This is a genomic window from Streptomyces antioxidans (assembly GCF_000968685.2).
Classification (GTDB): domain Bacteria; phylum Actinomycetota; class Actinomycetes; order Streptomycetales; family Streptomycetaceae; genus Streptomyces; species Streptomyces antioxidans.
This window is the reverse complement of the sequence record NZ_LAKD02000073.1, coordinates 19,237-33,721: the sequence shown is the minus strand read 5'-3', so window position 1 is coordinate 33,721 and position 14,485 is coordinate 19,237. Positions and strand designations below refer to the sequence as shown.

The following is a 14,485-nucleotide window of genomic DNA, read 5'->3' as shown; positions in this document are numbered from 1 at the left end:
TTTCCCCTCCCCGCCCCTTCCCGATACCAGGGGCTCCGCCCCTGGACCCCGACACCCGCGGCCGAGCCGAACGAAAGGCCGGAGCCCCGACCCGGGGGCTGGAGGCCGGAGCGCCCGTGCAAGGACTGGGACGGCCCCCAGCCCGGAGGCTGAGTCGCAGCCCCCGCCCAAGCGCTGGGACCAAGCCCCCACCCAGAGGCTGAGGCACACCTCCGATCCGGGGATTGAGACGGAGCCCCACCCGAAAACGGGGGACCAAGCCCCCGCCCGAGGACGGGGACGAAGCGCCGATCCGAGGAGTGCTACGAACCCCCAGCCCAAAGGCTGAGGCAGAACCCCGGCCCGGAGGGCTGGGACGAACCGCCAGCCCGGAACCAGAGGCAAAGCCTCCACCCGAAGGCCGGGACGGACCCCAACCCGGGAGCCGAGGCAGAGCCCCCACCCGCAGACTGGGACGAGGCCCCGGTCTGGGGACTGGGCCGGAACCCAAGCCCGAAGGCTAAGACGCAATCCCGGCCCAGAGACCAGACGAAACCCCGCCCACAGGCTGAAGCCCAGCCCCAGCCCTGGGGCCGAGGCAGAGCCCCCACCCGCAGACTGAGGCACAGCCCCAGTCTGGGGACTGGGCCGGAACCCAAGCCCGAAGGCTAAGACGCAATCCCGGCCCAGAGACCAGACGAAACCCCGCCCACAGGCTGAAGCCCAGCCCCAGCCCTGGGGCCGAGGCAGAGCCCCCACCCGCAGACTGGGACGGAGCCCCGGTCTGGGGACTGGGCCGGAACCCAAGCCCGAAGGCTAAGACGCAATCCCGGCCCAGAGACCAGACGAAACCCCGCCCACAGGCTGAGGCACAGCCCCAGGCCGAGGGGCGGGACGAACACCCAGCCCGAAGACTGGGACGAAGCACCGATCCGAGAGGTGGGACGGGCCTCAACCCGGGGGCCGAGGCGGAGCCACCGCCCAGAGGGCGGGACGGACCCCGGCCCACGGGGTGAGGCGGAGCCCCTGCCCGGAGGTCCAGCCTCAGTCCGGGGGTTGAGGAGCCACCGCCCGAGAACCGAGGTGGGGCCCTCCGCCCAAGGGGCGAGGCGGAGTCGCTGGTCGGGGGCTGGGGCGGAGCCCCGGTTTCGGGGAGGGGCGGGGTGGGGAACAGGTCGCCGCAGGTGCGGTCTAGGCGGCGCGGCGGGCCCGGCCCCCGTGGTTGCGGATGATCTCCGCGTAGCGGTGACCGGTGCCCTTGATGGTGCGGGTCTGGGTGCGGTAGTCGACGTGGACGAGGCCGAAGCGCTTGTCGTAGCCGTACGCCCACTCGAAGTTGTCCAGAAGCGACCAGGCGAAGTACCCGGCCAGCGGGGCGCCCTTGCGGGCCGCCGAGGCGCAGGCCGCGAGGTGCTGGACGAGGTAGTCCTGGCGCTCGGGGTCGTCCACGGTCCCGTCCGGGCGTACCACGTCGGGGTAGGCGGAGCCGTTCTCGGTGACGTACAGCTTGCGGGCGCCGTATTCCTCGGTCAGCCGCAGCAGCAGGGTTTCGATGCCGGAGGCGTCGACCTCCCAGTCCATGCCGGTGCGGGGGACGTCCGGGCGGCGGATGGCGCGGGCGTGGGGGACCGGTCCCGTGGGATCGTCGGTGACGGTGGCCGGGAAGTAGTAGTTCAGGCCCAGCCAGTCCAGGGGTGCGGCGATGGTGTCCAGGTCGCCGGGGCGTTCCGGCAGTTCGGCCCCGTACGCCCCGTACACCTCCCGCATGTCCGCGGGGAAGCCGCGGCCGTGCACCGGGTCCAGCCACCAGCGGTTGGTGTGGCCGTCCTCGCGCCGCGCGGCGGCCTGGTCCTCCGGCCGGTCGCTGGCCGCCTGCACGGTGTTGAGGTTGTTGACGATGCCGACCTCGGCACGTGGCGCGGCGGCCCGGATCGCCTGGGCGGCGAGGCCGTGGCCGAGGAGCAGGTGGTAGGAGGCGCGGACCGCCGCGGTCAGATCGGTGAGCCCGGGCGCCATCACGCCTTGGAGGTGGCCGATCCAGGCCGAGCACAGCGGCTCGTTGAGAGTGGTCCAGTGGTGCACCCGGTCGCCGAGGCGTTCGGCCACCACCGAGGCGTACGCGGCGAAGTGTTCGGCGGTGTCGCGCTCGGGCCAGCCGCCCCGGTCCTGGAGCACCTGGGGCAGGTCCCAGTGGTAGAGGGTGACGGACGGGGTGATGCCCGCCTCCAGCAGGCCGTCGATCAGCTCGTCGTAGAAGGCCAGCCCCTTGGCGTTGACCGGGCCGCCGCAGCCCGGCACCACCCGTGGCCAGGCGACGGACAGCCGGTAGGCGTTGGTGCCGAGCTGCTTCATCAGCCCGATGTCCTGGCGCCAGCGGTGGTAGTGGTCGCAGGCCACATCGCCGTGGTCATCGCCCGCGATCTTGCCGGGGGTGTGCGCGAAGGTGTCCCAGATCGAGGGCGACCGTCCGTCCTCGGCGACGGCTCCCTCGACCTGGTAGGCGGAGGTGGCCGTGCCCCACAGGAAGTCATCCGGGAAGGCCGTGAGGTCAAGGAGTTCGGACACGGACACGTACGTCCTTTCAGAGAGGGGAAGGCCGGTCACTTCACGGCTCCGGCGGTGAGTCCGGCCACGAGATAGCGCTGCAGCAGCAGGAAGCCCGCGACCACGGGGACACTGACGACGAGCGAGGCGGCCATGACCTGGTTCCAGTACACCTCGGTCTGGGTGGCGTAGCCCTGGAGGCCCACGGCGAGGGTGCGGGTGGTGTCATTGGTCATCACCGATGCGAAGAGCACCTCGCCCCAGGCGGTCATGAACGCGTAGACGGCGACGGCGACGATGCCGGGGATCGCGGCCGGGACGACGACCCGGAACAGCGCGCCCAGCGGTCCGCAGCCGTCGACCAGCGCCGCTTCGTCCAGATCGCGTGGCACCGAGTCGAAGTACCCGATGAGCATCCAGATCGAGAACGGCAGCGAGAAGGTGAGATAGGTGAGGATGAGGCCGCCCCTGGATCCGAAGAGGGCGATGCCGGTGGCGTTGCCGATGTTCACGTAGATGAGGAACAGCGGCAGCAGGAAGAGGATCCCGGGAAACATCTGGGTGGACAGGACGGTGACGGTGAACACCCGCTTGCCCCGGAAGCGGTACCGGCTGACCGCGTACGCGGCGAAGACGGCGATCACCACCGAGCAGACGGTCGCCGCGCCCGCCACGACGGCCGAGTTCATGAAGTACTTGGCGAGCGGGACCGTCGACCAGATGTCGATGTAGGGGCGGATGGTCAGCCCGCTGGGCAGCCAGCGGAACGTCCCCGAGACGTCCTCCAGTGGTTTCAGGGAGCTGGAGACCATGACGTACACCGGCAGCAGCACGAACCCGGTGAGCAGGGTGAGGAAGATCCGGCGGGCCCAGAGGAAGGACCGGGGAGCGGCCATCGGTGAACGGGGCTGCCCCGGGGAGGTGCTCAGCGCTCCGCTGGACATGCCCTGACCTGCCGTTGATCGTCCGCGGCGCCGTCGTGGCTGGTCGCGCAGTTCCCCGCGCCCCTTCGGGGCGCCACCGAACCGCAGCCGACTTCCGCCGATTCGCTCAGGCATCGGCCCTCTTCCTCTCTCGGGAGGTCAGCAGGAGGTACAGGCCCGTCACCACGAGCAGGAAGAGCAGTAGCAGGACGGACATGGCGGACCCGGTGCCGAAGTTCCAGGTGGCGAACGTCGTCTGGTAGACGTGGATCGAGATGAGGTCCGCGGCCTCCGGCGCTGCCTTGCCGAACAGCACATACGGGGTGTTGAAGTCGTTGAAGGTCCACAGGAACAGCACCAGTACCAGCACCTGGTTGACCGGCCGCAGCGAGGGCAGGGTGATGCGGCGGATCTGCTGCCACATTCCGGCGCCGTCGAGGGCGGCGGCCTCGTAGAGCTCCCTGGGGATGTTCTGCAGTCCGGCCATGATGACGAGGAAGGCGAACGGCCAGCCCTTCCACACCGAGACGGTGAGCAGCGCGAAGAAGCTGTTGTCGCCGATGAGCCAGAACGAGGGCTTGTCGGTGAGGCCCAGCTGGTCGTGGAGGACGTGGTTCACCAGCCCGTTGTCGTGCTGGAACATGAACGCCCAGGTGATGACGGCCGTGTAGACGGGCAGGGCGTACGGGACCAGGAACAGGGTGCGCAGCACACCCCGCCCGCGGAAGGTGTCCTGGAGGAAGATGGCGGTGGCGGTGCCCAGCAGCCAGCACAGTCCGACCGACAGCACGGTGAAGCCGCAGGTGACCCAGAACGAGTGGAGCAGCGCCTCACCGGCCGGCGCGTTGATGTCCACCGAGATCTGGTAGTTGTCGAATCCGGACCAGGCGGCGGCGCTCCAGTCCCGGATGGAGAACCGGGTGAGCGCCTTGAAGCTCATCAGGATGCCCATCACCATCGGCACCAGATGGACCAGGAGCTCGAGGAGCAGGGCGGGCAGGAGCAGCAGATACGGCAGTCCGATGCGGCGGATCCGCCCGGGGCGGCGCGGGCCTCGCGCCGCCCCGGGGGTACTCCCCGACACGGTCCGCCGGTCTGCCTCAGCGGTGGCGGTCGTGGTGGTCATGGGGTGTCCGCGCTCACTTCGCCGGCATCTGCTGCTGGGCCTTCTCCAGCTTGGCCTTCACCGATGCGGTGGTCACCGCGCGCCCGGCGGCGGCGTCCGCGAACAGCTCCTTGACGGCCGTGCCCACGGACGTCTCGAACTGCGACTCGTCGGCCACCTGCGGCAGCGCCTCGGCGCTCTTGGCGAGGGTGTCCCGCAGGGCGGCGGTCGCCTGGGTGTTGAACGCGGGATCGGACTGGGCGGCCTTGACCGGCGGGATGGAGCCGTACGCCTTGTTGAGGGTCTTCTGTTCCGCGTCGCTGGTCATGAACTTCACGAACTTCAGGGCGCCGTCGTGGTTGTCGGTGTTCTTGAAGACGGCCAGGTTGATGCCGGCGACCATCGAGTTGACGGCGGTGCCGGTGCCCGGGGTGCCGGAGCGTACGGGCGCCGGGACCACGCCCCACTCGTCGTCCTTCATGCCCAGGGAGGCGAAGGTGGCGGAGGCGGTCTGCCACAGGACCATGGCCGTCTTGCCCTTGGCGAAGTCGCTGAGGGACTGGTTCTGCGCGTACTCGGCGTTGCCCGGGGCGATGATCTTGTCCTTCGCCATCAGGTCGACGTACTGCTTGATCGCGGAGACCGCGCCGTCCGAGGTGAAGTCGGGCTTGCCGTCGGCGGTGAAGAAGTCAGCGCCGTGCTGCTTGGCGAAGACGAAGACCTGGTGGATGTTCTCCGAGAGGTTCGCGCCCTCGGCGCCCAGGCCCCATTTGCCGTCCCTGGACAGCTTCTTACCGGTGGCGACGACGTCGTCCCAGGTGGCGGGCGGCTTGGAGATGCCCGCGTCGGCGAACATCTTCTTGTTGTAGTAGAGCGCGTACGCCATCGAGTACAGCGGCACCGCGGCCGGGTCCTCGCCCTTCACCCCGGTCGAGCCGAGGGCGGAGTCCACGAAGCGGTCCTTGCCGCCGATGGTCTTGAAGTTCTTGTCGTCCCACGACAGCAGCGCGCCGGACGCCTGGAGCGAGGCGCTCCAGGTGTTGCCGATGTTCAGCACATCGGGGCCCTGGCCGGACGTGGTGGCGGTGAGGATCCGGTTCAGCAGCTCTGACCAGGGGATGACCTCCAGTTTCACTCTGATCCCGGTCTGATTCTCGAACTTGTCGAGTTCGGGCTTCAGGACCTTCTTGTCCACCGCGACGCTGGCGCCCTGGTTGGAGGCCCAGTACGTGAGCGTCTTCGGCGAGTCGTTGGATCCGCCGCCGCCAGCCGTAGAGGAACCGCCTCCGCAGGCCGAGACGGCGAGGGCGAGTGACAGGGTGACGGCGCCTATGGCCGCGGCTCGGATGCTGCGCATGGCTCCTGGTGTCCCTTCCGGGGTGGTGAATGCCAAGAAGGGCCCGGGTACGTCACCGCGTTCAACTCCCGAAGCCACTCACGGCTTAATTTAGGACGTGAGTTAAACCTCAAGAGAAGGTCGCGTCAAGAGCTCCGACGGAGGTATCTTGCCGCGCGGAGCGCGGAGTTGAGGAGGCCAGGTGGCGGCGAACAACGGCCGTACGGTTCATGACCTGCGGCGCGAGAACCGTGCCGCCGTGCTGCGCCGGTTGTACTTCGACGGGCCGATGAGCCGCTATTCGCTGGCCCCCGCGACCGGGCTGAGTTCAGGTTCCATCAGCAATGTGGTCGCCGAACTGCTCACCGAGGAGCTGGTGGAGGAGGCCGGGAGCGTGGGCTCCGACGGCGGCCGCCCCCGCACCCTGCTGCGGATCGCCCCGCACAGCGGCCACATGATCGGCGTGGACGTGGGCGAGACCCGGGTCCGGGTCGAGCTGTTCGATCTCGCACTGGCCGAACGGGCGCATGCGGACCGGCCGTTGCCCACGCGCGGCGCCGGGCACCGGGACCGCTACGACAGCGCGCTGATCGCGGACCATATCCGGGACGGCATCGCCGAGGTCCTGGAGGCGGCCGGGCTCTCCCCCGATCGGCTCCTCGGCGTCGGCATCGGCGTCCCCGGCATCGTCGAGCACTCCGGGGAGGGCGGTGCGGAGGACGGCGGTGCGGTGGTGCACTGCCAGCCGATCGGCTGGGAGGCGGTCCCGCTGGAGCGGATGCTGCGCCTGCCGGGCCATCTGCCCCCTCAGGTCCCGTACTTCATCGAGAACGGCGCCAAGACGCTGGGGCAGGCCGAGATGTGGTTCGGCGCCGGGCGCGGGGCCCGCAACGCGGTGGTGGTGCTCTTCGGATCGGGCGTCGGCGCGTGCGTCGTCACCGACGACGTCGAGCACGGCCGGGCGGTGGAGTGGGGCCATCTCACGGTGCGGGTACGGGGCCGCCGTTGCCGCTGCGGGGCGCTGGGGTGCCTGGAGGCCTACGCGGGCGCGGAAGCGCTGCTGGAGCGCTGGCAGGAGGCGGGCGGGCGGCCGCCGTCCGACACCGACGAGGAGACCGCCCTGACGGCGATGCTGGCCGCCGCCTACCCCGAGGACGGTGGCGAGCCGGACCCGGTGGCGGGCGCCGTCCTCGCCGAGACCGCGGAGTACCTGGGCGCGGGGCTGTCCGACCTGATCAACCTCTTCCAGCCCGAGCGCATCCTGGTCGGCGGCTGGGCCGGGCTCCAGCTCGGCTCGCGCTTCCTGGACTCGGTGCGCGGCCACGCGCTCTCCTACGCGCTGCCGTACCCGTCCGGACGCGTGGGCATCGACCTGGGGGCGCTGGGGCCGGACGCGGTGACGGTGGGCGCGGCGATCCTGCCGCTCGCCGACTTCTTCGCCCGCGGTGGGCGCCCCCTGCCCACCGGGCCCTCACCGGAGCCGTCCCCGGCGTGGCGCACCACCTTGGGCACGCGGCTGGCGTAGGGGCGAGGGACGGGTGGCGTGGGGGTGCGCCCCCTCCCGTGCCGCTACGCCGACTCCCGTACCACCAGCTCCGGTTCGAAGAGGACCGCGACCGGGTCGGTGCGCAGGCCCCGGACGTGTTCGTCGAGCAGCCGGGCCATCGCCGCCGCCATGTCCTCCACCGGCTGGCGCACCGAGGTCAGCGGCGGTCGGCAGGTGGCGGCCACGCTGGAGTCGTCGAAGCCGACGACCGCGACATCGTCGGGCACCCGCCGACCGCGCTCCCTCAGCACCTGGCAGACTCCCTGGGCCATCAGGTCGTTGGCCGCGAACACCCCCTCCACATCGGGGTGTTCGGCGAGCAGCGCGGTCATCGCGGCCACCCCGCTGTCCAGGGTGAAGCCGCCCTCGGCCACCGGAACGTAACGATGGCCACCGCGGGCCATGGTGTCGCGGAACCCGGCGAGCCGCTCCTGGCTCGCCGCCACGGCCCACGGCCCCGACACGGTGGCCACCTTCCGGCACCCCCGGGCCAGCAGCCGCTCGGCGGCGATGCGGCCACCGTCCCAGTGCGCCAGGTCGACATGGCTCAGCGCCACCGGCCGCACGGGCCGGGCGAACAGCACGGCGGGCAGTCCGGCATCGGCCAGCAGCGCGGGCAGTGGATCGTCGGGGTGGGTGGACACCACGAGGGCCCCGTCCGCGTTCCCCTGCCGCAGGTACCGCACCACTTCCTGGCGGGCCCCGGGGGACTCGGCGAACATCAGCACCGGGTGCATCGAGCGCGGGCGCAGGAATCCCATCGCGCCACCGACCACCCGGCCGAAGAACGGATCGGCGAACACCCGCGCCGCGAAGGCGTTCTGCTCCTCCTCGGAGGTGTCCCCGGCCCCGGAGACGACGAGCGCCACGGTGCCCGTGCGCCGGGTCACCAGCGATCTGGCCGCCCGGTTGGGCGCGTAGCCGGTCCTCTCGATCGCCAGGCGGACCAGGTCCTGGATGGCCGGATCCACATTGCGGACGCCATTGACGACCCGGGACACGGTCGCCCGGGAGACACCGGCCTCCCGGGCGACATCCTCCAAGGTCGGGGCCTGTCGGTTCATGTCCGCACCCTAGTGGCAGCGTGTCCCGAGGGCATAGAGCGCTCTCCCGCCCACCAGCGACCCAGCGACCCAGCGACCCAGCGGCATATTGACGATCAGTGGTTCATTGGCTCTTGGCTCATTGGCTGAGCCAATCATCGACGCATGGCTCAGTGATAGACGCCGAACTCGTAGAGCGAGTAGCCGTAGCCGGTGCCACGTGCCGTGCCGTGGACGCGCACGTAGCGCCCGGTGCCCGAGGCGTCGAAGTCGTCCACACCGCCGTTGCCGTCGGTCACCTCATGGACGGTGCGCCAATTGCTGCCGTCGTCGGAGGTCTGGATGGTGTACGCCTTGGCGTAGGCGGACTCCCACACCAGCTGGACGTGGGTGAAGGAGGTGGACCCGCCGAGGTCCACCTGGAGCCACTGCGGATCGCTCCAGTCGGCGGCCCAGCGGGTGTCCGCCTTGCCGTCCACCGCGTTGGCGGGGGTGCAGGGGCAATCGCCGCTGCCCGTCTGGTACGAGGAGGCGGTGGCGGGCCTGCCGAGGGCCACGTTGGTGCCGTTCACGGCGGGCGGGACGACCCGTATGGAACGGGTCTCGATGCCCACGTTGCCCTTGCCGTCGGTGGCCTTGACGTACACCTTCCACACCCCGGGGCGGTCCGGTGCGGTGAGCTTCAGCCGGCCGCCGCCGAGGTCGGTGGCGGGCAGCGGAATGAGCCCCTTGTCCTTGTCGAGGTACATCGTGCTGCCCAGCACCTGATAGGAAATGGCGTCGCCGTCGGGGTCGGTGGCCTTGACCGCGAGCGTCAGATCGCGGCCCGCCTCCACCTTCGCGGCGTCGCCCTCCACGGCCAGCGAGGAGATGACCGGCGGTGTGTTGTCGCCCGAGGTGTCCGCGCCGTACGCCTTCTTCACCGCGTAGTACGAGAGCCGCTTCTGTCCGGCGGGCAGCAGGTTGAACCACACGCCACCGAAGTCGTCCTCGGTGCCGTAGTGGAACATGGTGGCGCCGAGCGCGACGCCCTTGTGGCCGGTGACGCAGTTCCACGCCTTGCCGTAGCCCTCGGCCTTGGCCTGGTCGGTGGGCTCCTCGGGCACACCGTTGGAGTCGTCGGGGACCTCCCACTCCCCCGCCGGACCGGTCTCGGTGACGATGTACGGCTTGGTGTAACCGCCCTGCTCCCAGGTGGCCTTGATGTCGCATACGGCGTTGTAGGAGTTGACGGCGTACAGATCCAGGTCCGGGGCGTTCTTCTGGTAGTACGGCCATGCGCCGGTCCAGGCGTCGGTGGAGGTCACCGGGTGGTCGGGGTCGATGGCATGGATCTTCTTGGCGATGTCGTTGACGAACGTGGTGTAGGCGTCCCGCTGCTGCTCCAGCTCATCGCCGCTGTAACAGTTCTGGAGGCCGAGCACCGACTCGTTGCCCACGTTCCACATCAGCACGCCCGGGTGGTCCTTGTAGGCGGAGACCCACTTGGTGAACTCGGCGGTCGTCTGATCCTTGTAGGCGGTGTCCGTACGGTAGTTCACACAGCCGCCGCTGCCCGGGCCGCCACCGGGCTGCAGCCAGAATCCGGCGATCACCTTGATGCCGTTGGCGGCGGCCGAGTCGAAGAGGGGGTGGCTGGTGGCGTCGGTGCCCCAGGTGCGGATGGTGTTCACTCCCATCGACCGCAGATCGGGGAGGTAGCGGTCGGCGTCCGCGATGGCGGGGCCCCAGGTCAGGCCCTTGATCTGATACGGCTGGCCATCCACGGTCAGCGCCCAGTCGCCCTGGGCGCCGGTGACCTTGACGACGCTTCCGGCGGCGTGTGCCTGCTGTCCGGGCAGTGCGAGGGCACCGGCGGCGAGCAGACCGGCGGTGAGGGGCGCCGCGATACGGCGCGGGGCGGTACGGATCCGGGTCATGGTGGTGTCTTTCGGTGTGTCGGCGGGGGAGTCGAGTGCGCACGGCCCGGCCACGGCGGTGTGTCCCGCGAGCGGCCGGGCCGCGGTGCTGTGGAGCTACGGCGCTACGACCGCTTCGGCAGCTCGTAGTTCTCGTCGAGGGCCGCTCCGGCCTCGGGGTGGGTCTCGTCATAGCCACGGGCATCGCACTGGAGCGCCCCGACCACGCAGTGGTCGACCAGCGCCGCGAGCGTCGGCGCGTCCCAGGCGTTGAAGAAGTCGTAGTGGAACGACCAGCTGGGACCGCTGGCCAGCTTCGCCCGGGAGAGGTCGCCGTTGACCGGGAAGGCCATCTTGAACTCGATCATTGGCAGTGCCACCGGGTGGTCGGCGGGGCACACATTGTTGTTCGTGCCGGGATTGACCACCGGGTAGGCCATGTGGCCGCGGTGGTCGGGCGTGTCCAGGTAGGTGCCGTCCCAGCAACTGGGCGCCTGGAAACGGATGTTGAGCTGGACATCGTCACGGCTCGGGCAGTCCTTGGGGAACTCGACGTTGAAGTAGCTGTCGCCGCACTCCCAGCCCTCCACGAAGCCGGGGTGACTACGGAACTCCTCCGCGGTCTGCATCGGGTCGCCCACCACGAACCGCAGCCCCTTGGGGAACGGCCGGACACTGGTGTAGTCGGTCACGCCCGCCTTGTAGTAGATGGTTTGCGGGCCGATGGGCAGCACCGGCTTGTCGCCGTTGGAGAGCGTGGGCATCCAGTAGCCCGACTTGTCCCCCGGCGCCTTGCAGGTGGTGCCGCCCGCGTCGAGGGAGGCCGTGGTGCTGGCCGCGTCGGTCGTGGTGTTGCCCATGAAGGTGTGGTCATGGGACGCGCCCGGCTGCTGCGGGTACACGATGGGGTCGTCCGGCTTGGTGTGGCTCACCGAGCAGTTGGCCTGGAACTCGTGGAAGTAGCGGTGGGGCGGCTCCTTCGTGGACGGGGTGACGCCGGTGACCGGCGGGTTCGCGGGAATGTAGCCGTCGCCGTCCGGATCCTCGGGCGAGGAGGCGGTCGACGCCGCCATGGTGTGCCCCGCGCGGGCCGCGTGCCCCTTGTGGGCCGCGTGGGCCGCGTGGGCGGCCGTGACTCCGCCGCCCGCGGACTTCGCCGCGGATGTCTCGGCGCTCATCGCGATACCGCCGAGCCCGAGCGAGGTCAGCAGCAGCGCGCTCGCGATCAGGGTGCCTGAAACGATCTTCGATCTCCGTGCCATGGAGACTCCTGCCACATGGAGAGGGGTGAGGGTGGCCAGGCGGCCGTCACACGGCGAGGACTCGCGACGCCGTGGGTGCGGGCCGGGCCGCCCGCATGACGGGCCGTCACCGGCCCGCGACAACAATGGGAGAGCGCTCTCCGAGATGGGAGTGTCCGGGCGGGGACATAGAGGTGTCAAGGCGTCGAGCGGAAAGGATCAGACATCGACGCCCCTTTCTCTCTTGAACACAACCGTCGCTGGCACGGCGAAGCGCAAATCTCCCCAAGTTCCCCCGAACCATCGGTTCCACCAGGGCAGTTGGCGTTCAAAATGCAACAACATGTAAGGACTGCGGTCACAACTCTTGACGAGTCGTTCACATGGATGAAGCATGCGACGGCAAGAGAGCGCTCCCTCACCCCCCATCCCGTTCATTTACTGAACCAGGAGAGACGCCCCCATGACGCCTTCCCCCTCGTCTTCCTCCTCCGGCCGCCCGGCGGTCGGCCGCCGGGCGGTGCTCGGCGCCGCGGCCGCCGTCGCGTCGGTTCCCGCTCTCGGCGGCCTCGCCACCTCCGCGGCCGCCGCTCCCTCGGGTCGGTCCAAGAGCCCCAAGGCCCTGCCGGGCGGCGGCGATCTGGGCCCGAACGTGATCGTCTTCGACCCGTCCACGCCCGGCATCCAGGCCAAGCTGGACGAGGTGTTCAAGAAGCAGGAGTCGGCCCAGTTCGACACCGGACGCTACGCCCTGCTGTTCAAGCCCGGAAGCTACAGCGGGCTCAACGCCCAGATCGGCTTCTACACCTCCATCGCCGGGCTGGGTCTCTCCCCCGACGACACGACCATCAACGGCGACATCACGGTGGACGCCGGGTGGTTCAACGGCAATGCCACCCAGAACTTCTGGCGCTCGGCGGAGAACCTCGCGGTCGTACCGGTCAACGGCACCAACCGCTGGGCCGTGGCGCAGGCCGCCCCGTTCCGGCGGATGCACGTCCGCGGCGGGCTCAACCTCGCCCCCGACGGCTACGGCTGGGCGAGCGGCGGCTACATCGCGGACAGCCGCATCGACGGCCAGGTCGGACCGTACTCCCAGCAGCAGTGGTACACCCGCGACAGCGCGGTCGGCGGCTGGCTCAACGGCGTGTGGAACATGGTGTTCTCCGGTGTGGAGGGCGCACCCGGGCAGAGCTTCCCCGACCCGCCGTACACCACGCTCGACTCCACCCCGGTCTCCCGGGAGAAGCCCTTCCTGTACCTCGACGGCAGCGACTACCGGGTCTTCCTGCCCGAGAAGCGCACCAACGCCCGCGGGGTCACCTGGGGCAACGGCACGCCCAGAGGGACCTCGCTGCCGCTGTCGCAGTTCTACGTGGCCAAGCCCGGCGTCACCGCCGACACCCTCAACGAGGCGCTCACCCAGGGGCTGCAACTGCTGCTCACCCCGGGGATCTACCACCTCGACAAGCCGATCCAGGTGAACAAGGCGAACACCGTCGTCCTCGGGCTCGGTTACGCCACGCTCATCCCCGACAACGGCGCCACCGCGCTGAAGGTCGCCGATGTGGACGGGGTGCGGCTGGCCGGTTTCCTCATCGACGCGGGATCGGTCAACTCCGACACGCTGCTCGAGGTCGGTCCTGAGGGGGCCTCGGCCGACCACTCGGGCAACCCCACCACCGTCCAGGACGTGTTCATCCGCATCGGTGGCGCGGGCCCCGGCAAGGCCACCACCAGCATGGTGATCAACAGCCGTCACACCATCGTCGACCACACCTGGGTCTGGCGCGCCGACCACGGCGACGGGGTCGGCTGGGAGACCAACCGCGCCGACTACGGCGTGCGGGTCAACGGGGACGACGTGCTGGCCACGGGGCTGTTCGTGGAACACTTCAACAAGTACGACGTGCAGTGGTTCGGGCAGCGGGGCCGCACCATCTTCTTCCAGAACGAGAAGGCGTACGACGCCCCGAACCAGGCGGCCATCCAGAACGGCTCCATCAAGGGCTACGCCGCCTACAAGGTGGACGATTCGGTGACCACCCACGAGGGATGGGGGCTCGGCAGCTACTGCTACTACAACGTCGACCCGAGCATCGTGCAGCACCACGGCTTCGCCGCGCCGAACGCGTCGGGGGTGAAGTTCCACAATCTGCTGGTGGTCTCGCTCGGCGGCCAGGGCCAGTACGAGCGCGTCATCAATGACACCGGATCTCCCACCTCGGGCACCGACACCGTGCCGTCCACTGTGGTCTCATATCCCTGATCTACGATGCCTCGCGGGTCGGTGCCCCCGGTGAACCGCCCCTCGTCGTGCCGACCGCCCAGGAAGGACCACCACACCATGGCCACCACCCCCGTGCGCGACCGCTCCACGATCATGGTGCTGAACGGGCCGAACCTGAACCTCCTGGGCCGTCGGCAACCCGAGATCTACGGCACCGACACGCTGGCCGACATCGAGAAGCTGGTGGCAGAGACGGCCGCGCCGCACGGTCTGACCACCGACTGCCGGCAGAGCAACCACGAGGGCCAGCTGATCGACTGGGTCCACGAGGCCCGGGAGCGCCACGCGGCCATCATCATCAACCCCGCGGGGTACTCCCACACCTCCGTGGCCCTGCGCGACGCCCTGGCCATCTGCGACGGTCTGCCGATCGTGGAGGTGCACATCTCCAACATCCACCAGCGGGAGCCCTTCCGGCACCACTCCTATGTCTCGGCGCTGGCCAGTGGGGTGATCGCCGGTTGCGGTGTGCAGGGCTACGCGTTCGCCGTCGAGCGGGTGGCGGCCCTGCTGACCGCCGCCAGGGCACAGGCGTGAGCACAGGCGCCCGCGCGGTCAGGGCCTGAACAGGGCCTGAGGA

At 69.9% G+C, this 14,485-nt stretch carries 10 protein-coding genes; 3 read left to right on the top strand and 7 right to left on the bottom strand.

Features of this window, described 5'->3' with window-relative positions; all coding sequences use genetic code 11:
• Positions 1 to 1,170: 1,170 nt before the first annotated feature.
• From VT50_RS25800 to VT50_RS25785, 4 genes are all read right to left on the bottom strand, one after another.
• On the bottom strand, positions 1,171 to 2,544 hold the full coding sequence (locus VT50_RS25800) for a GH1 family beta-glucosidase (protein ID WP_206269483.1): 1,374 nt from the start codon (positions 2,542 to 2,544) through the stop codon (positions 1,171 to 1,173).
• A gap of 35 nt (positions 2,545 to 2,579) precedes the next feature.
• The gene (locus VT50_RS25795) at positions 2,580 to 3,467 is read right to left on the bottom strand and encodes a carbohydrate ABC transporter permease (RefSeq protein WP_075200399.1); all 888 of its coding nucleotides are present in this window, start codon (positions 3,465 to 3,467) and stop codon (positions 2,580 to 2,582) included.
• Positions 3,468 to 3,573: 106 nt separating this feature from the next.
• On the bottom strand, positions 3,574 to 4,572 hold the full coding sequence (locus VT50_RS25790; RefSeq protein ID WP_046087297.1) for a carbohydrate ABC transporter permease: 999 nt from the start codon (positions 4,570 to 4,572) through the stop codon (positions 3,574 to 3,576).
• 13 nt (positions 4,573 to 4,585) lie between these two features.
• Positions 4,586 to 5,908 (bottom strand): ABC transporter substrate-binding protein, encoded by a 1,323-nt coding sequence (locus VT50_RS25785; protein ID WP_046087296.1) that lies wholly within the window; start codon positions 5,906 to 5,908, stop codon positions 4,586 to 4,588.
• A gap of 181 nt (positions 5,909 to 6,089) precedes the next feature.
• Between VT50_RS25785 and VT50_RS25780 the strand changes: the two genes are divergently transcribed.
• A complete protein-coding gene (locus tag VT50_RS25780) occupies positions 6,090 to 7,412 on the top strand; it encodes an ROK family protein (protein WP_046087295.1) in 1,323 nt (440 codons plus the stop codon).
• Positions 7,413 to 7,456: 44 nt separating this feature from the next.
• On the opposite strand, the gene VT50_RS25775 is transcribed toward VT50_RS25780, so the two are convergent.
• The 3 genes from VT50_RS25775 to VT50_RS25765 all read right to left on the bottom strand — a co-directional run bounded on the left by VT50_RS25775 (position 7,457) and on the right by VT50_RS25765 (position 11,636).
• The gene (locus VT50_RS25775; protein WP_046087294.1) at positions 7,457 to 8,497 is read right to left on the bottom strand and encodes a LacI family DNA-binding transcriptional regulator; all 1,041 of its coding nucleotides are present in this window, start codon (positions 8,495 to 8,497) and stop codon (positions 7,457 to 7,459) included.
• Positions 8,498 to 8,646: 149 nt separating this feature from the next.
• On the bottom strand, positions 8,647 to 10,395 hold the full coding sequence (locus VT50_RS25770; RefSeq protein WP_046087304.1) for a discoidin domain-containing protein: 1,749 nt from the start codon (positions 10,393 to 10,395) through the stop codon (positions 8,647 to 8,649).
• 104 nt (positions 10,396 to 10,499) lie between these two features.
• Positions 10,500 to 11,636: a DUF1996 domain-containing protein gene (locus tag VT50_RS25765; RefSeq protein WP_046087293.1), complete on the bottom strand. Its 1,137-nt coding sequence runs from the start codon at positions 11,634 to 11,636 to the stop codon at positions 10,500 to 10,502.
• A 442-nt stretch (positions 11,637 to 12,078) separates the two neighbouring features.
• Here VT50_RS25765 and VT50_RS25760 point away from each other — a divergent pair, with 442 nt between their 5' ends.
• Together VT50_RS25760 and aroQ are read left to right on the top strand one after the other, a co-directional pair.
• Positions 12,079 to 13,884, top strand: a complete 1,806-nt coding sequence (locus VT50_RS25760) for a hypothetical protein (RefSeq protein ID WP_046087292.1) — start codon at positions 12,079 to 12,081, stop codon at positions 13,882 to 13,884.
• Positions 13,885 to 13,962: 78 nt separating this feature from the next.
• A complete protein-coding gene (gene aroQ / locus VT50_RS25755; protein WP_046087291.1) occupies positions 13,963 to 14,442 on the top strand; it encodes a type II 3-dehydroquinate dehydratase in 480 nt (159 codons plus the stop codon).
• Positions 14,443 to 14,485: the final 43 nt, after the last annotated feature.

Coding starts and splice junctions, on each gene's coding strand:
- VT50_RS25795 (WP_075200399.1), bottom strand. CDS start 3,467: ATGTCCAGCGGAGCGCTGAGCACCTCCCCGGGGCAGCCCCGTTCACCG.
- VT50_RS25790 (WP_046087297.1), bottom strand. CDS start 4,572: ATGACCACCACGACCGCCACCGCTGAGGCAGACCGGCGGACCGTGTCG.
- VT50_RS25785 (WP_046087296.1), bottom strand. CDS start 5,908: ATGCGCAGCATCCGAGCCGCGGCCATAGGCGCCGTCACCCTGTCACTC.
- VT50_RS25775 (WP_046087294.1), bottom strand. CDS start 8,497: ATGAACCGACAGGCCCCGACCTTGGAGGATGTCGCCCGGGAGGCCGGT.
- VT50_RS25770 (WP_046087304.1), bottom strand. CDS start 10,395: ATGACCCGGATCCGTACCGCCCCGCGCCGTATCGCGGCGCCCCTCACC.
- VT50_RS25765 (WP_046087293.1), bottom strand. CDS start 11,636: ATGGCACGGAGATCGAAGATCGTTTCAGGCACCCTGATCGCGAGCGCG.
- VT50_RS25760 (WP_046087292.1), top strand. CDS start 12,079: ATGACGCCTTCCCCCTCGTCTTCCTCCTCCGGCCGCCCGGCGGTCGGC.
- aroQ (WP_046087291.1), top strand. CDS start 13,963: ATGGCCACCACCCCCGTGCGCGACCGCTCCACGATCATGGTGCTGAAC.